This is a genomic window from Shimia aestuarii, from assembly GCF_900114635.1.
GTDB classification, from domain to species: Bacteria; Pseudomonadota; Alphaproteobacteria; order Rhodobacterales; family Rhodobacteraceae; genus Shimia; species Shimia aestuarii.
This window is the reverse complement of the sequence record NZ_FOTQ01000001.1, coordinates 1299698-1321746: the sequence shown is the minus strand read 5'-3', so window position 1 is coordinate 1321746 and position 22049 is coordinate 1299698. Positions and strand designations below refer to the sequence as shown.

The following is a 22049-nucleotide window of genomic DNA, read 5'->3' as shown; positions in this document are numbered from 1 at the left end:
ATGAGGCCATCGTGCCACGCGGTTTCCCGATCACGCAACGATTCAAATGCTTTGCCCAAGTTTAAGCGGATGTTCACCCGCATTGCGGATGCTGCGGAGAATCAAATATGCGAGTCCGGGGAAGGGCACATGTCGCTAACAAAAAAACTTGCGGATGAACGCAGGGCCCGCCTGGCGGCAGAGCGTTTGCTGGAATTGAAGCAGGCGGAACTGTTCGCCGCCAATCGCAAACTTGGAAAGCACGCGGCCGAACTTTCCAATGAAATCGTGGAAACCCGGGCAGAGGTCGCAAACGTCATCAACGAGAACAAGAAGGTGAAATCCGACCTTCAGGTCGCGAACGAAAAAATCGAAATTGCCGAGCGGCGGCTTTGGCTGTCGATCGCGTCGATCCGGGACGGTTTTGCCTTTTTTGATGTGGAAAGCCGGATGATCGCAGCGAACCCGTCCTATCTTTCTGTTTTTGACGGTTTGGAAGACGTCCGCCCCGGCATCACCTATTCAGAAATTTTGCAGACCATCACGGATGAAGGCATTTTCAATATTGGCGATACGCCCGCGTCTGAATGGCGCCAGATGATGCAGGAACGCTGGCACCAACCGACCCCTGAACCGATCGTGCTGCGCCTGTGGAACGGGGAATACATCAAGCTGATTGACCAACGCGGGCATGGCGGCGACATCGTCAGCCTTGCCCTGAATATCACCGATACTGTGCGCTACGAAGCCAAGCTCAAGCGAGAGCAGCAAAAAGCTGAGGCCGCCAGCCGGGCCAAATCGGCCTTTCTTGCCAACATGAGCCACGAAATACGCACCCCCATGAACGGTGTTGTCGGCATGGCGGACCTGTTGATGGACACGTCGCTCAGCGAAGAACAGCGACTTTTTGTGTCTACGATCAAGAATTCTGGCGAGGCGTTGCTGGTGATCATCAATGATGTGCTGGATTATTCGAAGATCGAGGCCGACAAACTCGACCTGCGCCCGGAACCCTTTGATCTTGAGCGGTGTATTCACGAAGTCATGACGCTTTTGCAATTGTCGGCACGACAGAAGGGCGTCGACCTCATCGTGGACTACGACCTTTTCCTACCGACTATCTTCGTGGGCGATCCGGGCCGGATGCGACAGGTTCTGACGAACCTGATTGGCAATGCCGTCAAGTTTACATCGCACGGGCACGTCATGGTGCGGGTCGTTGGCGTAGTGCGCAACAAGGGGACCGAGGCCGAGTTGCATATTACCGTGCAGGACACTGGGATTGGCATTCCCTCGGACAAGGTCGATCATATTTTCGGGGAATTCAACCAGGTCGATGAGGCACAAAATCGCGCCTTTGAAGGGACCGGGTTGGGGTTGGCGATCACCCGGCGGCTTATCGCCCTTATGTCGGGCGAAATCTGGGTGGATTCCGTTGAGGGCGAGGGATCGAATTTCGGGCTGCGGTTGACCCTGCCGGTGGACGAGAATTGCGATGGCTTGCCGACGCCTTTGCCCAGCAGTATTCGCCATGTGCTGATTGCGGACGAAGCCGAGATCAATGGCCAGTTGCTCAAGCGGCAGCTGGAACAGATGGGCGCGCGGGTGTCGCTTTGTGGCGCTGGTGACAAGGCGTTGCGGCTTGCCGAACAGGTTGATCTGGTGCTGATCGATCAGGACCTGCCGGAAATGGCCGCGCTTGAGATTGCAGAATCCTTGCGCGCGCGTGCATTGGATGTTCCGATTATCGTGCTGGGATCGGATCTTGCGTCAATTGCAGGTGATGAGCGTATGATGCTGGTGCAGGGAAGTTTGAACAAGCCGGTTTCTCGCGGAGACCTGTTCGCGCGGATCGCGCAGGCCGTTCAGCAGCAACAATTGGTGGACAAGCCGTCCGAGCCCCCGGCCGCGCCGAACTTGTTGCGCCCAATGCGGTTGTTGGCGGCCGAGGACAACAAAACGAACCGGCTGGTGTTCAGCAAGCTAATGAATTCGCTGGAAATGGAGATCGAATTCGCCACAAACGGGGAAGAAGCGGTTGCCTTGTATCAATCGTTTTCTCCAGACATCGTGTTCATGGACATCTCGATGCCGAAAATGGACGGCAAGGAGGCGACCCGCCACATTCGCGAAATGGAACTTGCCACCGACAAGCAAACGCCGATCGTGGCGTTGACCGCGCATGCGGTCGATGGTGACAAAGAGGGTATCCTGTCGGCCGGACTGGACCATTACTTGACCAAGCCGCTGCGCAAAGCTGCGATTTTTGAAATGATTACGCGGTACCGGCCTGACGATGTGATCGACCCGTTTGTCGAAGACTTGGCCGTCGCCGACTCTCCAATCGACACGATGGCTCAGGCTTCGGGGTAGTCGCGCAGGAATATCAAACGATCGCCTTCTGACATTTCGGGCTGATAAGCGTAGCCGCCAAGGTCGAAATCCTTGAGACCCTCGGGATCGGTCAAGCGGCGCTGGATTACATAGCGTGCCATCGAACCGCGGGCCTTCTTGGCAAAGAAGGACACGATCTTGGCGGTTCCGTTACGCTCTTCCATGAAAACGGGGGTAATAATGCGCAGGCCCAAGGCTTTTGGATCAACTGCGCCGAAATACTCCTGGCTGGCACAGTTGACCAACGTGTCCGTGCCAAGTGCTTTTGCCTGCTCACGCAGGACCTTGGCAGGCGCGTCGCGCCAGTAGTCATAGAGGTTTTTGCCGCGCCGGGTCTTCAATCGGCTGCCCATCTCCAGGCGATAGGGCTGAATGGCGTCCATCGGGCGCAACACCCCATAGAGGCCCGACAAAATGCGTAAATGCTCCTGCGCCCAGGACATTTCCTCTGCGTCGAGGCTGCTGGCCTCAAGGCCGACATACGTGTCGCCTGCAAATGCATGAACCGCCGGTCGTGTCGTGAATGTGTCGGGGTCGGCTTCGAAAACCTTAAACCGATCGCGGTTCAACCGCGCCAGATCGGGGCTTAGGTCCATCAGTTTCTGTAGATCGCCCAACGTGAGATTACGCGCAGTCTTGGCCAGACGCAGCGCGTCTTCTTGAAACGCAGGACGGGTTGTCTCTCCATCAACAGGATCCCAGTTCAGCCGTTTTGCCGGGGAAACCACGATCAGCATGCGCACCTCCAGTTGTGTTGCGCCCAAGACCTAGCCCGCTTCGGTCAGGACGTCCAGAAAGGCCGACGCAAACCGCGCGGCACGTTTTTCACCCAACAATCGCGCCATGTCGTCTTCGTCGCGAGGTTTGGTGTTGGCGACTTTTGCCAAGAGTGACGCGGAACAGGTCATCGGTTTGTCGATCCCGTCCGGACCACGCACCAATGCGGCCTGTGCTTCGAGCAGACGATCGTAGAGCGCGGCTTCGTTGCGACCCGCTATCTTGCGGCGGCTGGGGTGCATCTCGGCGGCTTCGCCATTGATCACGGCGAGGAAGGCGTCGCCGTAATTGGCCAGTTTCTTGGCGCCAACCCCGTTGACATGGGCCATCTCGTCCAGAGACGCTGGGCGTTTCTCTGCCATTTCGATCAGCGTGCGGTCGTTGAAGATGACATAGGCGGGCACCTTCGCCGCCTCGGCCAGGGCGCGGCGTTTGGCTTTGAGCGCCGAGAGCAACGGCGCGTCTTCTTCGTTCACCAGCATCTTGGCCGCGGGGCGACGTGCTGCTGTCTTGATCGTGTCTCGGCGTAAGGAAACGCTGTCTTCGCCGCGCAGGACTGGCAGGGCGGTATCGGTCATGCGCAGCGCTCCATGGCGTTCAGGATCGGGGCGGATCAGGTCATGGCCCATCATCTGCCGGAACACGGCCTGCCACTGACGTTTGTCGAACTCGCGCCCGACGCCAAATGTCGGCAAAGCATCATGTCCACGCTGGCGCACCTTGTCTGTGTCGTTGCCCAAAAGGATATCGATCAGATGCCCCGAACCGAACCACTCCCCGGTGCGTAATATGGCGGAAAGCGCCTTGCGCACGGCCTCGGTGCCGTCAAACACATCTGCCGGGCTGTCGCACAGATCGCATTTCCCGCATTCGACCTCGGTTTCCCCGAAATAGCTGAGCAGGGTCGCGCGTCGACACTTCAGCGCCTCGGCAAGCCCCAGCAGCGCATTCAGGCGGGCGTGATCTGCCGCCCTTCGTTCGGGAGGCGCGAGCCCTTCGTCGATTTGCGAACGGCGCAGGCGGATGTCATCCGGACCAAACAGGGTCAGAGTTTCCGCCGGGGCCCCATCGCGCCCGGAGCGCCCGATTTCCTGGTAATATGCCTCGATCGACTTGGGCAAATCTGCGTGGGCTACCCATCGGATATCCGGCTTGTCGACCCCCATGCCAAAAGCGACGGTCGCCACGACAATCAACCCGTCTTCGCGCTGGAACCGGGCTTCTGTGTCGCGCCGTTCCTCCGGGTCCATGCCGCCATGATAATGCAGCGAAAGATGGCCTTCTTGCCGCAAGGCGGCCGCAAGGGATTCGGTTTTTGCGCGGGTGCCACAGTAGACGATACCGGACTGCCCTTTGCGCGCGGCAGCAAAGTGCAGGATCTGGCGGCGGGGATTGTCCTTGGCCGCAAAAGCCAGGTGAATGTTGGGGCGGTCGAACCCGTGCAGGAAGGTTTCGGGTGGCTGACCGTCAAACAGGCGGGTCACTATCTCGTCGCGGGTTTCGGCATCGGCCGTCGCGGTAAAGGCGGCCAACGGTACGTTCAGCGCGCGTCGCAACTCGCCGATTCGTAGGTAATCGGGGCGGAAATCATGGCCCCACTGGCTGACGCAGTGGGCCTCGTCCACCGCGATTAACCCAACGCCGATCCGACGCAACATGCCGAGCGCCGCCCCCGAGGCCAACCTTTCGGGTGCGATATAAAGCAGTTTGAGCCGTCCGCCCTCCAGCGCATCCCAGACTTCGGCGGTCTCTTCTTCTGTATTGCCGGAGGTAAGCGCGCCGGCCTCGACTCCGGCTTCGCGCAGGGCGCGCACCTGGTCACGCATCAGGGCAATCAGGGGTGAAATCACAACCGTCACGCCGTCCCGCATCAAGGCCGGAAGTTGGAAACAAAGCGATTTGCCACCGCCGGTTGGCATGATCGCCAACACGTTGTCGCCGCGCGTCACGGCGTCGATGATTTCCTGCTGGCCGGGTCGAAAACTGTCGAACCCGAAGACGTCACGCAGAACCGTGGCAGCGGCGCACATGAAAAAACCCGTGTTTGTTGGTTTGTCTGCTCGTTAGAGCCGACAATCCCATAACCGGATTCGCTGAACAAGCCCTGAAGAGGCTCAGAACAGGATGGCGGGCAGGATATAGTCGCGCAGCGAGATGATGATGATGAATGCCACAAGCGGCGCAAGGTCCAGCGGGCGCGTATCGGGAAGGATGCGTCGGATCGGCGAATAGATCGGTTCAAGAAGGCGGTTCAGTCCGGTCCAGATCTGCGCAACGATCGGTTGGTGCAGGTTCAGGACCTGAAAGCTGATCAGCCAACTCATGATGATATGGGCCAGCATGATGAAAAAGGCCACGTCGAGGATCAGCCGCAAGGGGCCGTAGATCGCCATCATGAGGGTATTCCTTCCATTCGTTGCGCCACAGTTAAGCACCTGCAGGCAAAAGCACAAGTCTGCCGCAAGGTTGTGGTTGACCTTTGCGGAAAGCGGGCAAAGAACGAACGCAAAGGAGAACGCGATGTACCCCTATGTTCGAATGGTCAAGGAACTGATCAAAAACCGCAAGGCGGCGCCATTGCCGCTGACCGGGACGCATGTTTCGACCCATCGGTGCTGGCCGTGGGATATCGACATGTGGGCCGAGTTGAACAACGGGCGGACGCTGACGCTTTATGATCTGGGGCGCATTCCGATGGCCCAGAGGATCGGACTCATTGGTGTATTGCGGAAAACCGGGTGGGGTCTCACCATGGCGGGGGTCACGGTACGGTATCGCCGCCGAATCCGGACCTTTGAAAAGGTCGAAATCCGCAGTCGCGCGCTCTGCTGGGGCAAGCGTTTCATCTATATCGAGCAATCCATGTGGAAACAGGATGGCGAATGCGCCAACCACGCGCTTTATCGCGCGGCTGTCACGGACAAGAACGGGATCGTGGCGCCTGCGCGGGTCCTTGAGGCCATGGGGCGCGATGAAGCTTCGCCCGAAGCGCCCGAATGGGTGCGCCGCTGGATTGACGCCGAGGCCGAGCGTCCCTGGCCTCCGATGCAGGATTAACTTGCTATTGTTCCGCCGCGCTTGTCTAAATGGTTAAAAAGACCAGAGGGATGGGGATGACAGACGTTTCGGCGCGCAAGCGTATTTGGGGCTGGTGGTTTTTTGACTGGGCCAGCCAGCCTTACAATACACTGGTTCTGACTTTCATCTTCGGCCCCTATTTTGCATCGGTCGTGACTGAATCGCTCATGGGACAAGGGTTTGAATCGGATGCGGCCAAGGCGCAGGCGCAGGCCTACTGGGGCTATGGGCTGACGATTTCGGGCATATTTATTGCCGTGATGGCGCCTATTCTCGGGGCATTCGCCGACAGCACGGGCAAAAGGATGCGCTGGGTCTGGTTGTTTTCCCTCATGTACGTGCTGGGCGCTTACATGCTCTGGTACACGGAGCCGGGCAATTTCGACATAACGATGACGTTGGTTTTCTTTGGGGTTGGCCTGATCGGTATGGAGTTCGCAACGATCTTTACCAATGCCATGCTGCCGTCATTGGGCAGCAAGGAGCAGATCGGCGAGATATCCGGGACAGGTTGGGCCTGGGGTTATGTCGGGGGCGTTGTTGCGTTGGCAATCATGCTGGTGCTGTTCCAGGCGGGCGCCAATGGAAAGACGATGGTCGGGCTGACGCCCGCTTTGGGGCTGGACCCCGCCACCAAGGCAGACACCCGTGTTGTCGGGCCGTTGACGGCGCTTTGGTACGCGGTCTTCATGATCCCGTTTTTTTTGTGGGTGCGCGAACGCCCGGACCCGAACCATACACCGCACAAGGTGGGCACCGCGCTTTGTGATTTGTGGAAAACCATCGTGAATCTACCCAACCATCCCAGCCTTCTGGCCTATCTGGGTGGGTCGATGTTCTACCGCGATGCGCTCAACGGCATGTATACCTTTGGCGGTATTTACGCGCTTGGCGTTCTTGAGTGGTCGATCATGGAGGTCGGCATCTTTGGGATTGTGGCGGCACTGACCGGAGCGTTGTTCGCTTGGATCGGAGGCAAGGCCGACCGTGCGCTTGGCCCCAAACCGGTGATCGTGACTTGCATCGTGACGCTGCTTTTCACAGCAATTCTGGTCGTCGGTATTTCGCGCGAGGCCATTTTCGGCGTGGTGCTTGAACCGGGATCAGCGCTTCCCGACATCCTGTTTTATGTGGCAGGCGGTTTGATTGGCGCGGCCGGGGGGGCCTTGCAATCGGCAAGCCGGACCATGGTGGTGCTGCAATCCAACCCCGAGCGGATGACAGAAGCCTTTGGCCTTTATGCTCTGTCGGGCAAGGCGACCACCTTCCTTGCTCCGGCGCTGATCGCGCTGGCCTCTGACATAAGCGGAAGTCAGCGCTTTGGAGTGAGCCCGCTGATCGGTCTCTTTCTTCTCGGGTTGATCCTGCTAGTCTGGGTGAAACCGGCAGGAGATCCCACAAAATGGTCCGCCTCTTCCTGATCCTGAGCGCCGCCGCCTTTCTGGTCGGCTGCAAGTCCGAAACAGAAAGCCAGGCTCGTGTGTCGACACAGGCTGCTGTACCAGCGTCCATGAAAGGCGTGGAGGCACGGCAGTTGTTCGGGGCCAAAGCACAGGGGTCACGCCAGTCGGCCGTGCCCTATGGCAGTTATTCCAAGGGCTGTTTGGCTGGTGGGGTGCAATTGCCGGAGTCCGGTCCGACATGGCAGGCCATGCGCCTCTCGCGCAATCGGAACTGGGGATACCCGCAGACAGTTGATTTCATTCGCGACCTGTCCTCCTTTGCTGCGACGCAACCGGGATGGAAGGGGCTCTATATCGGGGATATCAGCCAGCCGCGCGGTGGGCCGATGCTTTCGGGGCACCGCAGTCACCAACTTGGGCTCGATATTGATATCTGGATGCTGCCGCCCCAACGGTTGAACCTTTCGACCAAGGAGCGGGAGAGTATTTCGTCAATCTCGATGCGCAAGAACAAGGGGGCCTATGTCAACAGCAACTGGACCCGGCAGCATCACGAGATACTCAAGGCGGCGGCCAGCGACCCGAGAGTTGCCCGGATTTTCGTCTTTCCCGGTGCAAAGGTGCAGATGTGCAATGACGAAAAAGGTAACCGGGCCTGGTTACGCAAGATCCGGCCTTGGTGGGGGCATCACTATCATTTCCATGTACGCCTGAACTGTCCCAAGGGCGCAAAGGGATGTGTCGATCAGAACCCGCCGCCCGCAGGGGATGGCTGCAAGGATGCGGAGAAGTGGGTGCAAGACATCCTGTTCCCGCCTCCGTCAGACCCGAACGCGCCCAAGCCGAAACCCCGTCGTGAACTCCAGATGGCAGACCTCCCGCGCCAATGTATAAACGTCTTGCAGTCGCCGTAATCGCCGGATTGTTCTTTGTCGGACTGCAAACGGGCCGTGCGAGCGGACCGGCGCAGCATGCGCAGTTGCTCTCCGTGACTCGCTGGCAAATACCTGAAGGCTGGTTTGGGGGGTACTCGGGCCTGGTCCTGTCCGAAGACGGAAAAGAGATGATTGCTCTGTCCGATCGGGGGCACTTCGTGAAGGCGACATTGACGCGCTCGAAGATGACATCGATGCGCGTTGAAAACGTGCATGCGTACAAGGTTTTGAACAGCGGCGGTGAATTTGAGAGAAAGACTGGGCTTCGGGATTCCGAGGGGCTGGCGCGGCAGACTGACGGGCAGCTTGTTGTCTCTTTCGAGGGAAGCCACCGGATCGAGCGCTTTCGTCAACCGGGCGAAAGCGCGCAGCGTATGCCATGGTCCCGTGCGCTGAACGCCATGGTGCTGAATGGCGGTTTCGAAGGCATCGCCAAAGACGCAGAGGGGCGGCTTTACGCCTTTCCCGAGCTTCCTATCGGGGCCGACGACCGGATGCATGGATTTCGACTTGAGGGCAATGTCTGGCGGCAGAGGTTTATTCTGAAACGCGATAAACAGTTTCAACCAGTAGGTATGGATTTCGGCCCTGATGGCCGCCTTTACCTTCTTGAAAGGGGGTTCAACGGGCTTGGTTTTCGGACACGGGTGCGCAGCTTTGCCATGTCCGGCGACAGGTTGCACGACGAAAAGCTGTTGTTTCACAAAGGGGTAGGTGTGCACGATAATCTCGAAGGGCTGTCGGTCTGGCGGGATGAACTGGGCCGCATTCGCCTTACGATGATCTCGGACGACAACTTCCGCCTGCTTCAGCGTACCGAGATCGTCGAATACGTCCTGACCAAAACCCCTTGATTCAAGGCGTTTGGCCCGTTAAACGCCGCCCGTCCCGCATGGTGCGGGGCCAAGTCGCCGCTACCTTGTCAAAACGGGCTCAGAAAACATGCAGCGTATCCACATTCCAGGCATTCTTGCCATGGCCGCGATCGTCGTCGCGTCCAATATCCTTGTTCAGTTTCTCTTTGGTCAATGGCTGACCTGGGGGGCCTTTACCTATCCTCTCGCCTTTCTCGTCACGGATGTGATGAACCGCGTCTACGGCGCTGCCGCCGCACGGCGGGTGGTCTTTGCCGGTTTTATCGTCGGCGTCATCTGTTCGGTCATCGGCACGCAAATCATGCTCGAAGGCGACGGCTATACCTATCCCGCCGTCACCTTGCGGATCGCGCTGGGCTCGGGGCTCGCGTTCCTGACCGCGCAACTGCTGGACGTTGCGATTTTCGACCGCCTGCGCGAAGGGCGCTGGTGGCGTGCGCCGCTGGCTTCGACCTTGATCGGCTCTTCCGTGGATACTGCGATTTTCTTTACGATCGCTTTTTCCGGCGCGCTGAGCTTTCTCGAGCCGGGCAATGATGTGAGCTGGGCGGGTGAAATGCTGCCGCTTCTGGGTGCGGGCCCGGTCGTGCCGCTTTGGGTCAGCCTCGGATTTGCCGATTGGATGGTCAAACTTTCGCTGGCGCTGCTCGCTCTTGTGCCATTCCGCATCATCGTGGGGAATATGGTGCACCGTACCACATGATTTTGTTTGACATATCCTCATCCTGTGGCAGGCTGAGGGTACGCGAAACAATCTGAAAGGAGGTGCCCATTGTCTAGAGAAGCTATGGAGAGCAGTGTCGGAACAGTTCGGAAGGAGACCAGCTGAGGCAGCCCTTGGCTGAGACGAAAACCGAATTGGTGCTCACCTAACCGATGCACCTCCTACAATCTCGAAGGGCTGCTCCCACGCGTGGAGCAGCCCTTTTCGTTGCGTGGACCCCGCCGATTTGCGCTGTCGGTATCGTATCGGTATGACGTCGGTATTGCGTCGGTGTGGTTGCTCGTTTCTGCGATTTCACCGTTTCGAACCGGATTCGGTTCAGGATTTCGTAACCAATTTGAGAAACGGACCATTGAAAGGGCCGACATGCTGGTTGTTGCCGAGGGGATCACCATTCAGGACTGGGAGCTGACCGAACAGTTTGTCCGCGCCAGCGGTCCGGGTGGTCAGAATGTGAACAAGGTGGCGACGGCGGTTGAATTGCGGTTCGAAGCGGCGCGTTCGCCTTCGCTGGACGGGCCGGTCAAGACGCGGCTGCGGCGGCTGGCCGGGCGGAGGTGGACGCGGGATGGGGCAATCGTGATCCAGTGCGATGAAACCCGAAGCCAAGCCCGCAACCGAGAAATTGCCCGCGACCGGTTAGCCGAGCTGATCCGCAAGGCGCTTGTCGCGCCCAAGAAGCGGGTAAAGACCAAGCCGACATGGGGCTCACAGCAGCGACGCCTGAAAGCCAAGAAAGTGCGCGGCGAGGTCAAGGCGATGCGGGGCCGGATCACGGGCGAGGAGTGACCTCGTCAAATATTCCGCCTTTCCAGCGCTGCCCCATCCAGAGATCCAGATCTGCCGAGATGGGCAGGCGCTGCCCACCCACAGGCGCCAGGGTGATTTCCCCCAGATAAATACGAGCTTCGACAAGATAGAGGTCGACACGGGCATATTCGAACGGTTTCGAGATCGCTTCGGCCACCTTCAGGATCAGGTCATAGTTTTCGGGGCGAGGCAGGCCTTCGCCCGTCTGGAAGAACAGCATTTCCGGGACGAAGTTGAAGTCGCGGTCAAAGATCAGTTGGCGATGATCCGTGGCGCGGTCCTGATCCACTTGTGCAGCGAAAACGCGGCCACGGCAGGCGTGGAACTTCCAGTCCACAAGAGACTCGCCGGGCTTGGGAGAGAGGTCCGCCTCGATCAGGTTCTGATTGCGGATCATGCTGTACCACCATTCCCCGGCGCGCACCCCGTGAATGCGTTTGAGCCAGCCGGTCGAGTACTGCTCCAGCCGCTCCAGCTGGTCGTCCTTGGGCGGGATCGAAAAACTATAGTTGGTGGTGCAACCTGTGTTGGATTTCGCGTAATAGGTGCCTGGTGCAAGCGACAGGGTGTCCAGCAAAGCCGGGGTAATCGGGGTATTGCCTGTCCAGACGGGGGGAATGGTGCTTGCCACATCACGCAGGTCCTCGGGAATGTATTCGGCGCAGGCGATCTTGTCCGCCGGAGAGGGCATCGGGACCGGTGCGAAGAACTTGCTGAGGACAAGTTTTTCGAAATAGGTCTGGGGTGCGGTGTAGTTCAGATATCGCCCGCGCGTGGACAATGCGATTTGCAGCGCGCGGGCAAGTTTGTGAACAATGTCGGCTGCGGGCAGCACGTCGATACCGCGCAGAGTACCCGGCGGGGGAGGTTCCGCCGCGCCAAAGAGATTTTCCGCATAAATGCGTTTAACGGATTCGCGCGCCTGTTGGCGCGTCTCGTACATGTCGATGCGTTCAAGTTTCATGGCTGCCCGGCCAGTATGTTTTGCTTTTTCTTCACCCTAGCGGGTGGCCTGCAACGCGGCAATCCATTCTTGCGAATTTCGGGCTTGAACCAGCGTGGCCAAGTCGCCAACAAAGGGGCGTGAATATCAAGGGGTTGGCGACATGACATCGGATCTGGAACGGCGCGCACGGTTGTTGGGGCCGCATATGACCACGTTTTACCGCGAGCCGGTGCATGTGGTGCGGGGACAGGGTGTCTGGCTTTGGGACAAGGACGGGCGTCAGTATCTGGATTGCTACAATAACGTGCCGCATGTCGGTCATTGCCATCCCCGCGTGGTCGAGGCGATCTGTCGGCAGGCGGGTGCGTTGAACACGCACACCCGCTATGTGCATGACATGATCCTTGATTACGGCGAGGCGCTCACTGCGAAGTTCGGGCATGATCTGGACAGCCTTGTGATGGTCTGCTCCGGCTCCGAGGCCAATGATGTCGCGCTGCGCATGGCGCAGGCGATGACCGGAAAAACCGGGGTCATCGGGACGGACAACACCTATCACGGCAATACGGCGGCGGTGTCGCAACTCAATTCCTCCAAGGTGCCGGTGGGCGGTTATCAGGATCACGTCCGGCAGGTGCCCGCGCCGGACAACATGGCCCCCGTGGGTGGGAGTCTTGAGGGGCAGGCCGAAGCCTTTGCACGGGGCGTGGAGAAGGCCGTGGCCGAGCTCGACGCGTCGGGGCATGGCGTGTCTGCGCTGATCGTATGCCCGTATTTTGCCAACGAGGGCTTTCCAACGCTTGAGCGCGGCTTTCTGGATCGTGCAATCGCCGCGGTGCGCAAGGCGGGTGGATTGATCATTGCCGACGAGGTGCAGCCCGGTTTCGGGCGGATCGGGTCACATTGGTGGGGACATGAACGGCTCGGGTTTGCGCCCGACATCGTGACATTGGGCAAGCCGATGGGCAACGGGCATCCGGTGGCGGCGGTGGTGACGCGGCCAGAGATTCTGACCTGCTTTCAGGAGGCATTCCGTTACTTCAACACGTTTGGCGGCAACCCGGTGAGCGCGGCTGCGGCAATGGCGGTGTTGCAGGTGATTGAAGATGAAGCGCTGGTGGAGAATGCGTGCGATGTGGGCGCCTATGCGGTGGGCCTGTTGCAGGAGTTGCAGGCGCGGCATGACGTGATCGCGGATGTGCGTGGGGCAGGGTTGTTTTTTGGGGCCGAGCTGTGGCGCGACGGTACGCCCGCGACCGGGCTTTGCGCGGCCATGGTCGACGAAATGCGGGACCGGGGAGTGCTTTTGCATTCAGTCGGGCGGCATTCCAACACGCTCAAGGTGCGCCCGCCCTGCGTGTTCAGCCGGGAGAATGCCGACCAACTGGTTGATGTGATGGACGCGGCACTTGGGGCGGTGACCTGATGGAGCGGGATGTCCATCAGCTTGCTTCGGACGCCTTGCTGGCGTGGGGCGTGACCGCGCCGCCGCGCCTGATCAAGAACCGCGAAAACGTCGTGTTCGAAGCGTGCGGGCCGAATGGTGAACGCGCGGCGCTGCGCCTTCATCGACCGGGTTATCAGAGTGACGATGCAATCCGCTCTGAATTGTGGTGGGCCGAGGCGCTTGGGGCGGCGGGCATGAATGTGCCCTTGCCGATCCGCACGATGGATGGCGATGTGCTGGCAGCCGTGCCGGGGCGGATGGCGTCTCTTGTGACGTGGATGGACGGCGAACCTCTTGGCGAAGGCGGTGTGCCGCTGGCGATGCCAGAGGCCGAACAGGTGGCGTTACATCGGGCGCTTGGCGCGGAATTGGCGCGGCTGCACATCGAAAGTGACAATGCGACACTGCCGGACGGGTTCACGCGTGGGGTGCTGGATGTCGAGGCGCTTGTCGGCGAGACACCCGCGTGGGGCCGATTCTGGGAGAATGCCAGCTTGACGACCGAGGAAACCGCACTGCTTCTGCGTGCGCGGGCACGGTTGCGCACGGTTCTGCTGCAGCATGCAGCGGCGGGCGGTGATTTCGGCCTGATCCATGCCGATGCCTTGCGAGAAAACGTGCTGGTTGCCAGGGGGCGTGTGCGCCTGATTGATTTTGACGACGGTGTTTTCGGGTTTCGCATGTACGAACTGGGCGTTGCCATGTCGCAGAATTGGGATCAGCCCAACCGGGATGCGCTGGGCGTGGCGCTTTTGGATGGGTATGGGCAGGTGCGCGCATTGCCAGATGATGCCGAAACGCTATTGCAGTCCTTCACGGTGATGCGGGGACTGGCCTCATGTGGCTGGGTCATCGGGCGCTACCCCGATGATCACCCGGCGGTGCGGGATTACGCGCAACGCGCGCTCGAAATGGTACGCGCGTGGATCTAATCCTCTGAGCGTTCGGCCCAGACAGACTGATAAGTGATTTCTTCCCCGGTAATGGCGTCCACCACGCGCGGGGCGATCGGTGCCCTGGTGGCGCGCGAGACCATGCGATAGGGCGGCGTTTTGTCAGAAGGGATATGCGCCTCGGCCCAACCGATCAAAACCTGCATGACCGGTACGAAATCGCGCGCGGCCTGCGTTGGACGGTATTCAAAACGAGTTGGCCGTTCCTGGTAGGGGCGTCTTTCCAGAAGGCCGGCTGACTCCAGTTTCTTCAACCGTTCGGCAAGAACATGTCGCGTTATGCCGAGATCGGCCTGAAGCTGATCAAACTTGCGTATACCCAGCAGACAATCGCGCAGCACCAACAACGTCCAGCGATCACCGATCACGGACATGGCGCGCGCCACGGGGCAGGCCTCGTCAGGGAGTTCATTCCATTTCATATGCGTTTCATAGCACGGCTTGACAAAGTTCCAAAATAGAATTTACTAGTGAGTCTAAAAATAGAACTCAATGGGTGCCGATATGACCGATACGACGCAAACCCTCCGATTTCGACATCCATCGCGGGTGCGTGACCGAATGAAAATGATCGGACAGGTGGGCATACGTGCCGGGTTGTGGAGCCTGTCGCACGCCGCCCCCGATCTCATGGCGCGCTGGTACGCAGAGCGTTTCACCACGCCGCGCCGGTTCCCTGTGGCCTGGAGAGAGAAGGATTGGATGCGCCAGGCGCGACCGTCCCGCCTGCCTTTCGACGGGGCGGATTCGCTTGCACTATATGAATGGGGTGAAGGGCCGGTTGTGCTACTTGTGCATGGGTTTGAGGGGCGTGCCGGGCAGCTTGGCGGCTTTGTTGCCCCTTTTGTATCCGCCGGGTACAGGGTGGTGGCGTTCGACGCCCCTGCGCATGGCGCTTCGGATGGAAAGCGGACCGCCATTCAAGAGATGGTGCGGGCATTGGCCAAGGTTGCCGGCCACGTCGGCCCCGTAGAAGCTGTGGTAGCGCATTCGCTGGGTTCCACGGCCTTGGTCGAATGTCTCTATCGGGGAATGGAGGCTGACCGCGCCGTCCTGATTGCACCGCCAGTGCACCCGGAGACCTATCTTCCGCGCATTGCCCGTCATCTCGGGATCAGTCAGAAAGCCGCCGGACGAGCGCAGGCCCTGCTTGAAGCGCGCCACGGTGCGCCTTTCGAAGATTACCGTCCCCTGTCGGCCGCGCGCCATCTCAGCCAACCTGCGCTCATCCTGCATGATGAGGATGACCGGCAAGTGCCTTTGGATGAGGGGGAAAAGCTTGCGCGGTTCTGGCCCGGTGCCACGTTGGAGATGACCCAGAGTCTCGGGCACAACCGCATCCTGCGCGACCCGGGCGTGATTGCGCGTGCGCTGACCTTCGTCCAGACGCGCGGTTAAACAATCACGTCCATCTCGTCCTGTTCCCCAACCCCGAACACGCGCTTGTAGCGATCGATCTGATCCTGCGGACCCATCGCCTTGTTGGGATTGTCCGAAAGCTTGACCGTCGGATTGCCATTGGCCTTGACCGCCTTGCACACCAGAGAGAAGGGGGCCAGCCCATCGCCCCGCGTTAGGCCGCGGAAATCATTGGTGAGCAGAGTGCCCCAACCGAACGAGATCTTGGCGCGCCCGGCAAACTGTTTGTGAAGTTCTTCGATTTTTTCCACGTCGAGTCCGTCGGAAAAGATGATCAGCTTCTGAGTTGGGTCTTCTCCACGCTCTTTCCACCAGCGGATCGCCGTTTCGGCCCCGGTTGCCGGATCGCCGGAATCGATGCGAATGCCGGTCCAGCCCGCAAGCCAGTCCGGTGCATGTTTGAGGAACCCCTCGGTCCCATAGGTATCAGGCAGGATGATGCGCAAGTTGCCTTCGTGCTCTTCGTGCCAGTCGGCCAAAACCTTGTAGGGCGCTTCACGCAGTTCGGCGTCGGTTTCAGCCAACGCAGAAAACACCATGGGCAGCTCATGTGCGTTCGTGCCAATGGCCTCAAGGTCGCGCTTCATTGCTATCAGGCAGTTCGATGTGCCGACGAACTTGTCCCCCAGCCCCTCGACCATGGCCTGAACACACCAGTCCTGCCAGAGATAGGAGTGGCGCCGACGGGTGCCGAAATCGGCGATACGCAGGTTCGGAAGGTCGCGCAGCCGGTCAATTTTTTCCCAGAGCTTGGTCATCGCCCGTGCATAAAGCACCTGAAGCTCGAACCGGCGCATGTCATGCAACACCGCGCGCCCGCGCAGCTCCATCAGTACTGCAAGAGCTGGGATTTCCCAGAGCATGACCTCGTGCCACTTGCCTTCGAAGGTCAACTCGTACTGCCCATTGCGCTTTTCAAGGTGGTAGTCGGGCAGGCGCAGGTTTTCGAACCACTCCATGAAATCCGGGCGGAACATCTGACGCTTGCCGTAAAACGTGTTGCCGCGCAGGAAGGTGCTTTCGCCGCGGGACAGGGATAGCGAACGGATGTGATCCAGCTGTTCGCGCAGCTCACCTTCGTCGATCAGATCGGCAAGGCGGACGGAACTCGTGCGGTTGATCAGGCTGAAGGTCACGGTTGCATCCGGACGGTTCCGGAAAATCGACTGACACATCAGCAGTTTGTAAAAGTCGTTGTCGATCAGGGAGCGCACAATGGGATCAATCTTCCACTTGTGGTTCCAGACTCGCGTGGCGATATCGACCATAGGCTCGGGCCCCCGGATTACGATTGTTTGCCGTTGATACCCATTATTTCACAGGGGTCCAAGCCCTTTCCCCGCAAGGGTTTTCAGGTGCGGCGGACAGGTGCCCGAGCGATCTGGTGCAGGAGCTCTGATTTTCTCACGGGTTTGGTGAGAAAGGCGTCCATTCCGGCCTCGAGACAGGCGTCGCGATCACTTTGGTAGGCATTGGCTGTCAAGGCTATGATGCGGGGCTGCGCGCCGGGCTGCCGGCGAATGACGCGGGTGGCGTCAATGCCGTCCATTTCGGGCATGCTCATGTCCATCAGGATGACATCGGGCCTGTGTGCGCTGGCCAGTTCGACGGCCTCGCGCCCATTATGGGCAGCAATGAGATCCACCTGGGCGTCCCGCAGAAACTTGGCGATCACGAGGCGGTTGGTCTTGTTGTCTTCAGCCAGAAGGATGGTCATTCCGGCAAGCGCTTTTTCAGAGGGGGGGCGCTGGGCATCGTGAGTCTGTTCTACGTCGTCATCCACATGCTGAAGCAGGAGGGTAATGGTGAAGCAGGATCCTTTGCCCGGCGTGGAGAATACAGTGATGTCCCCCCCCATCCTGCGCGCCAGCCCGCGGGAAATTGACAAACCAAGGCCCGTGCCACCGAACTGCCGGGTAGTGGCGGCATCGGCTTGCGCGAATTGTTCAAAAATGCGTTCCATCCGATCATTGGGAATGCCTATTCCCGTGTCAGTCACGTCGATGGAGAGCAACAGGCCGTCTGCCTTGTCCTTGGTGTCCAGATGCACCGCAACCTCACCGTGCGCCGTGAATTTGACCGCATTGCCGATCACATTCACAAGAATCTGACGCAGGCGAACGTCATCACCCATGATGCGGTCAGGAAGCGACTCCTGTCCCGTTAAGGTCAGTTTCACATTCTTGCCCTGGGCCTCAGGGCGCAGCAGGTTCAGGACCCCGTCGATGCAATCGGATGGGTCGAACGGAACCGCATTGATCTGCATCTCGCCGGCGCGCAGTTTGGAAAAGTCGAGGATATCGTTGATGATGGTCAACAGCGCTTCGGCTGAGTGGCGAATGGTGTTGACATAAAGCCGGGATTCTTCGGACAGGTCGGCATCGCACAATAGGTCGGACATGCCGATGATGCCATTCATCGGCGTGCGGATTTCGTGACTCATGCTGGCAAGGAAATCGGCCTTGGCGCGCTCACCCTCCTCGGCGGCGCGCTTGGCCTGTGCGAGCTCCTCATGGTGTTGCTTGGCGAGCGTCACGTCGCGTTCGATCGCGATGACCATTTCCATGTTGCCGGTTTCATCGAACACGGGGGCGAGGTTCGTTTCAATCCAGATGCGGCGCCCGTCCTTGGTATAATTGATGATTTCGGCCCTGTGACTGCGTCCGTCCTGAATGGCTTCGGCAATCTCGCGGCTGGTTTCCTCGGACGTGTCGGGCCCGTTGAGAATATCGGCGGGTCTGCGGCCGACAACTTCGTTTGGTTCGAAGCCGGTGATGCGTGTGAAGGCGTCATTGACCCAGAGTATCCTGCCGCGCACGTCGCTGACGATGACGCTGTCGAGCGCGCGTTCGGCGACAATTGCCAGACGACGCATTTCGCTTTGCTGGGTTTGCAGGGTTGAGTTGGCCTTGGCCAGTTCAAGCCCTTGCTTGAGCAGGTTTAGGCTGTTGCGGGTTTCGCGGCGATGCCCGGCCTGTACGAAGGTGATGAAGACAAACACCATGTAGGCCATCATCACGGCCCCGAAGAGGTTGTAAAAAAAGGCAATTGTAGCGTGGTGCTCGTGCAGCACCTCGATCACGAAAAGCCCAAGCACCGTGAGCACATAGACACTCAACCGACCCAGGGCGGCGGCCTTGTGAAAAGGGAGCACGACGCCGCCATTGATCGCCGCGCCGGTCAGATAGGCGAGGCAGAAGAACATACCGGCATCACCAGGCGCGGAGAACCAAGCAAGGCAGACACAGGCGGCGATGGTGGCGCCTTGAAGAACCGCGGTGCAGGTCGAAAGAACATAGGCGTCCCGGAACGAGGCCCCCCTTGCCATCTGCGCGGGGACGCGGCGCAGGTAGATACAGTCAATCGCCTCGCCAGTCAGGGCAAGCAGCACCGCCAATGCGCCGATCTGGGGTGAAGCGAGGATCACAAGGGAAAGTGCGCCGGTGAGAGTCAGGACCTGGCGTCCGAGAAAGTGTTTCACCCGCCCGACGGCATAGCGTTCCAGCAGGCCCACAGGAGTGTTCCGCCGGTCGAAGTGGGCCAGGCGACGGTCGATCTCGAGAATTTCGGCGCCCATTCCGGGGATCATCCTTCTGCAAAGATGATCCATTTCTATGGGGTAAATCCTTAAGAATTAGGCAATTTATTGATCAGGCCAGCGCGACGCCCTTGTCCGTCATCCCGGCAAGCGCCGCATCAAGAGATCCGTCCAGATCAATCGCGCGGCAGAGATTGCGGCGCACGGTCACGGCAAAGCCCAAGCGCGCGGCGTCCTGGGCCGAGAAGTTGACGCAGAAATCGGTGGCAAGTCCGACCATGGTCAGGTCGGTGATGCCCCGCGTCCTCAAATAACCCTCCAGCCCCGTTGGCGTGCTCTGATCGTTCTCGAAAAAGGCCGAGTAGCTGTCGATGGCCGGGTTGTAACCCTTGCGGATGATGAGATCGGCGCGGGTGGTGTTCAGATCGGCGTGAAAGGCAGCGCCGGTGGTGCCCTGAACGCAGTGATCGGGCCAGAGCACCTGTGGGCCATAGGGCATGTCGACAAGCTCATACGGGCCCTTGCCTTCATGTGAGGATGCAAAGGACGAATGGCCCGCCGGGTGCCAGTCCTGGGTCAGGATCACGGCGTCGAAACCCGGCATCAGCGCGTTGATCCCGGCAACAATGGCATTGCCGTCCGGTACGGCCAGCGCTCCGCCGGGGCAGAAATCATTCTGGACGTCGATCACGATCAGGGCATGGGACATGGCGGGCTCCTCAAAGGTTAGCGAAACCGTAACAGGTCGCACGCGTGGGTCAATGCGCAGGCCGCGCGACTCGGGGTTAATGGCCTTGTTTCATGGGGCTTTGGGGGTTCGGTTTCGCGTCGGTATCACGTCGGTATTGCGTCGGTGCGGGATCGGAAAATCCGCCGGGTTAACGCAGCGGGCTGTGACAAGGGGGCTAGGCCTGCGGAGGTTAACAAGCCCGGTCAGGCCGCCACTTGCCCGAAAACCCCGCCTGATGCAGACTTGTCGTCAAAGGAAGGGTGTCCGTGTTCCGCCAAAACGGGGGGTAAACGGTCCAGCGCGGCGCAACGCATTGGGAGGAGTGTTTCATGACATCCAAGACCGAAGAGTCCACGCAACCGGACGCCCCGACACCGCAGCAAGGGGGCATTCCAGAGGTCAACAAGGTGACCGCCGATGATATCACCGCATCGCTGAAGGCCGGGTTTTCCGATTTCCTCGCCCACCCGTTCATGAGCGGCTTTTTCGGCCTGTTCTACGCGGTTTTCGGCATTCTGCTTGTCTGGTGCCTTGTCTGGCTCGGCAAGATCTGGATGATCATTCCCGCCGTCGTCGGCTTTCCGCTGGTCGCACCCTTTGCCGCCGCCGGGCTTTATGAAATGTCGCGCCGATTGCAGAAGGGGGAAAGCTTTGGCTGGGCGGATATCCTTACCGTCATGGCCGATCAGCGCAAACGCGAGATGGGCTGGATGGCCTTTGTCACGTTGTTCATATTCTGGGTGTGGATGTATCAGGTGCGACTGTGGCTGGCGATCGTCCTGCAGAATGCGTCATTTTCGGATGTCGGTGGCTTTCTGAATACCGTGTTCTTCACGCCCGAAGGGTGGACCTTTCTTGCCATCGGCACCTGTTCAGGGGCTTTGCTTTCTGCCGCCCTGTTCACGGTGACGGTTGTGGCCATGCCGATGCTGCTGGACCGGGAGTGTGATTTCGTGACTGCCATGCTGACCTCGGTCGAGGTGGTCAAACAAAACCCGGTGGTCATGCTTGGCTGGGCGGCGATCATATCGGTCACGGTGCTGTTGTCGATGGTCCCCGCGTTTCTGGGGCTGATCTTCACGTTGCCGATTCTTGGGCACACGACGTGGCATCTTTATCAACGGGCCGTGGCGCCGGTGGAAGGGTGAACCGTCCGACAGAGCAGTTTGCAGTTTGACTCCAAAGAAAAACCCCGCCCGGACATGCCGGACGGGGTTTGGTTTTCGAGATCTGGAGTGGATCAGAGATCCAGTTTCTTGCCTTTGATCGGTGCCCAGAGCTTCTTGTTGGTCAGGTACAGAAGCACGGTCAGCACGGTCAGGAACAGCACGCCGATGAAACCGGCCTGTTTGCGCGCCATCATCTTGGGCTCGGCGGCCCACATCAGGAAGGCGGCAACGTCCTCGGCTTCGTGGTGCAGTTCGTTCGAGTGACCGTCGGCAAATTCCACGTCCTCACCATAGAGCGGGGGCGCCATGGCGATCCAGCCGCCCGGGAAGGCGGTGTTTTCGTAGAAAGTGGTACCCGCTTCCTCTTTCTCCTCACCGGTGTAGCCGGTCAGGATCGAGGCGATGTATTCCGGGCCACCCATGCCTTTGATGAACTGGTTGATACCGGTTCCGGCAGGACCGTGGAAGCCTGCGCGGGCCTTGGCCATCAGCGACAGGTCAGGCGCGTTGGGATCGCCCGACATCGGGAAGTGATCGGTGGGCTTGCGCGGGCGATCATCTTCCAGCTCGGCGTCGTAGATGTCCATCTGCGCGGCATAGGCGCGAACCTGATCTTCGGGCAGGTGCGGACCACCTTCGTCGGCCAGCGTGCGCAGCGGCACATAGCGCAGACCGTGGCAGGCCGAACAGACTTCGGTGTAGACTTGAAGGCCGCGCTGCAGCTGGTTCTGGTCGAACTTGCCGAACGGACCTTCAAAGCTGAAGTCCACGTCGTGGATGTGGCCAGCGCCACCTGCGGCCATCGCGCCACCTGCCGAAAGGGACAGGGCAGCAACTGCGGCGATGCTAAGTTTCTTAAGCATTATCCTGTT

The 22049-nt window shown here is 59.6% G+C and carries 20 protein-coding genes; 11 read left to right on the top strand and 9 right to left on the bottom strand.

Annotated features, from left to right (window positions below; genetic code table 11):
• Positions 1-129: 129 nt before the first annotated feature.
• Positions 130-2352 (top strand): response regulator, encoded by a 2223-nt coding sequence (locus tag BMZ35_RS06525; RefSeq protein ID WP_093091978.1) that lies wholly within the window; start codon positions 130-132, stop codon positions 2350-2352.
• On the opposite strand, the gene yaaA is transcribed toward BMZ35_RS06525, so the two are convergent.
• The 3 genes from yaaA to BMZ35_RS06510 all read right to left on the bottom strand — a co-directional run bounded on the left by yaaA (position 2337) and on the right by BMZ35_RS06510 (position 5546).
• Entirely contained in the window at positions 2337-3110 is a 774-nt protein-coding gene (gene yaaA / locus BMZ35_RS06520) for a peroxide stress protein YaaA (RefSeq protein ID WP_093091976.1), read from the bottom strand. The genes BMZ35_RS06525 and yaaA overlap by 16 nt on opposite strands.
• Before the next feature lie 30 nt (positions 3111-3140).
• Positions 3141-5180, bottom strand: coding sequence for a DNA helicase RecQ (gene recQ, locus BMZ35_RS06515; RefSeq protein WP_093091974.1), 2040 nt, complete (start codon positions 5178-5180; stop codon positions 3141-3143).
• Between the two features lie 84 nt (positions 5181-5264).
• A complete protein-coding gene (locus BMZ35_RS06510; RefSeq protein ID WP_093091972.1) occupies positions 5265-5546 on the bottom strand; it encodes a YggT family protein in 282 nt (93 codons plus the stop codon).
• Between the two features lie 124 nt (positions 5547-5670).
• Between BMZ35_RS06510 and BMZ35_RS06505 the strand changes: the two genes are divergently transcribed.
• The 6 genes from BMZ35_RS06505 to arfB all read left to right on the top strand — a co-directional run bounded on the left by BMZ35_RS06505 (position 5671) and on the right by arfB (position 10954).
• Positions 5671-6207 (top strand): acyl-CoA thioesterase, encoded by a 537-nt coding sequence (locus tag BMZ35_RS06505; RefSeq protein WP_093092645.1) that lies wholly within the window; start codon positions 5671-5673, stop codon positions 6205-6207.
• Positions 6208-6263: 56 nt separating this feature from the next.
• Positions 6264-7649 (top strand): MFS transporter, encoded by a 1386-nt coding sequence (locus BMZ35_RS06500; RefSeq protein WP_093092643.1) that lies wholly within the window; start codon positions 6264-6266, stop codon positions 7647-7649.
• Between the two features lie 89 nt (positions 7650-7738).
• On the top strand, positions 7739-8545 hold the full coding sequence (gene mepA, locus BMZ35_RS06495; protein ID WP_242654729.1) for a penicillin-insensitive murein endopeptidase: 807 nt from the start codon (positions 7739-7741) through the stop codon (positions 8543-8545).
• Entirely contained in the window at positions 8518-9420 is a 903-nt protein-coding gene (locus tag BMZ35_RS06490) for an esterase-like activity of phytase family protein (RefSeq protein ID WP_093091968.1), read from the top strand. Before mepA ends, BMZ35_RS06490 begins: the two co-directional genes overlap by 28 nt.
• A gap of 88 nt (positions 9421-9508) precedes the next feature.
• The gene (locus BMZ35_RS06485) at positions 9509-10144 is read left to right on the top strand and encodes a queuosine precursor transporter (protein WP_093091966.1); all 636 of its coding nucleotides are present in this window, start codon (positions 9509-9511) and stop codon (positions 10142-10144) included.
• A 387-nt stretch (positions 10145-10531) separates the two neighbouring features.
• Positions 10532-10954 (top strand): alternative ribosome rescue aminoacyl-tRNA hydrolase ArfB, encoded by a 423-nt coding sequence (gene arfB / locus BMZ35_RS06480; protein WP_093091964.1) that lies wholly within the window; start codon positions 10532-10534, stop codon positions 10952-10954.
• On the opposite strand, the gene BMZ35_RS06475 is transcribed toward arfB, so the two are convergent.
• Positions 10938-11939 carry an ATP-grasp fold amidoligase family protein gene (locus tag BMZ35_RS06475; RefSeq protein WP_093091962.1) on the bottom strand — a complete coding sequence of 334 codons (1002 nt, stop codon included), beginning with the start codon at positions 11937-11939 and terminating at the stop codon, positions 10938-10940. The genes arfB and BMZ35_RS06475 overlap by 17 nt on opposite strands.
• A gap of 142 nt (positions 11940-12081) precedes the next feature.
• On the opposite strand from BMZ35_RS06475, the gene BMZ35_RS06470 reads away from it, so the two are divergent.
• On the top strand, positions 12082-13347 hold the full coding sequence (locus tag BMZ35_RS06470; RefSeq protein WP_093092641.1) for an aspartate aminotransferase family protein: 1266 nt from the start codon (positions 12082-12084) through the stop codon (positions 13345-13347).
• On the top strand, positions 13347-14300 hold the full coding sequence (locus tag BMZ35_RS06465; protein WP_093091960.1) for a phosphotransferase enzyme family protein: 954 nt from the start codon (positions 13347-13349) through the stop codon (positions 14298-14300). The genes BMZ35_RS06470 and BMZ35_RS06465 overlap by 1 nt, the downstream gene beginning before the upstream one ends.
• On the opposite strand, the gene BMZ35_RS06460 is transcribed toward BMZ35_RS06465, so the two are convergent.
• Positions 14297-14743, bottom strand: coding sequence for a winged helix-turn-helix transcriptional regulator (locus tag BMZ35_RS06460; protein WP_093091958.1), 447 nt, complete (start codon positions 14741-14743; stop codon positions 14297-14299). The two genes, BMZ35_RS06465 and BMZ35_RS06460, sit on opposite strands and share 4 nt — an antisense overlap.
• 145 nt (positions 14744-14888) lie before the next feature.
• Here BMZ35_RS06460 and BMZ35_RS06455 point away from each other — a divergent pair, with 145 nt between their 5' ends.
• Positions 14889-15719 (top strand): alpha/beta fold hydrolase, encoded by an 831-nt coding sequence (locus tag BMZ35_RS06455; protein ID WP_165610022.1) that lies wholly within the window; start codon positions 14889-14891, stop codon positions 15717-15719.
• Here the strand turns inward: BMZ35_RS06455 and pncB are convergent.
• The 3 genes from pncB to pncA form a co-directional block, all read right to left on the bottom strand.
• Positions 15716-17008, bottom strand: a complete 1293-nt coding sequence (gene pncB / locus BMZ35_RS06450) for a nicotinate phosphoribosyltransferase (protein ID WP_093091954.1) — start codon at positions 17006-17008, stop codon at positions 15716-15718. The two genes, BMZ35_RS06455 and pncB, sit on opposite strands and share 4 nt — an antisense overlap.
• Before the next feature lie 83 nt (positions 17009-17091).
• Positions 17092-19329, bottom strand: a complete 2238-nt coding sequence (locus BMZ35_RS06445) for an ATP-binding protein (protein ID WP_165610021.1) — start codon at positions 19327-19329, stop codon at positions 17092-17094.
• Between the two features lie 61 nt (positions 19330-19390).
• A complete protein-coding gene (gene pncA, locus BMZ35_RS06440; RefSeq protein WP_093091950.1) occupies positions 19391-19987 on the bottom strand; it encodes a bifunctional nicotinamidase/pyrazinamidase in 597 nt (198 codons plus the stop codon).
• Between the two features lie 350 nt (positions 19988-20337).
• Between pncA and BMZ35_RS06435 the strand changes: the two genes are divergently transcribed.
• The gene (locus BMZ35_RS06435) at positions 20338-21156 is read left to right on the top strand and encodes a DUF2189 domain-containing protein (RefSeq protein ID WP_093091948.1); all 819 of its coding nucleotides are present in this window, start codon (positions 20338-20340) and stop codon (positions 21154-21156) included.
• 92 nt (positions 21157-21248) lie between these two features.
• Here the strand turns inward: BMZ35_RS06435 and BMZ35_RS06430 are convergent, their stop codons facing one another.
• On the bottom strand, positions 21249-22040 hold the full coding sequence (locus BMZ35_RS06430) for a cytochrome c1 (protein WP_093091946.1): 792 nt from the start codon (positions 22038-22040) through the stop codon (positions 21249-21251).
• Positions 22041-22049 lie beyond the last annotated feature (9 nt).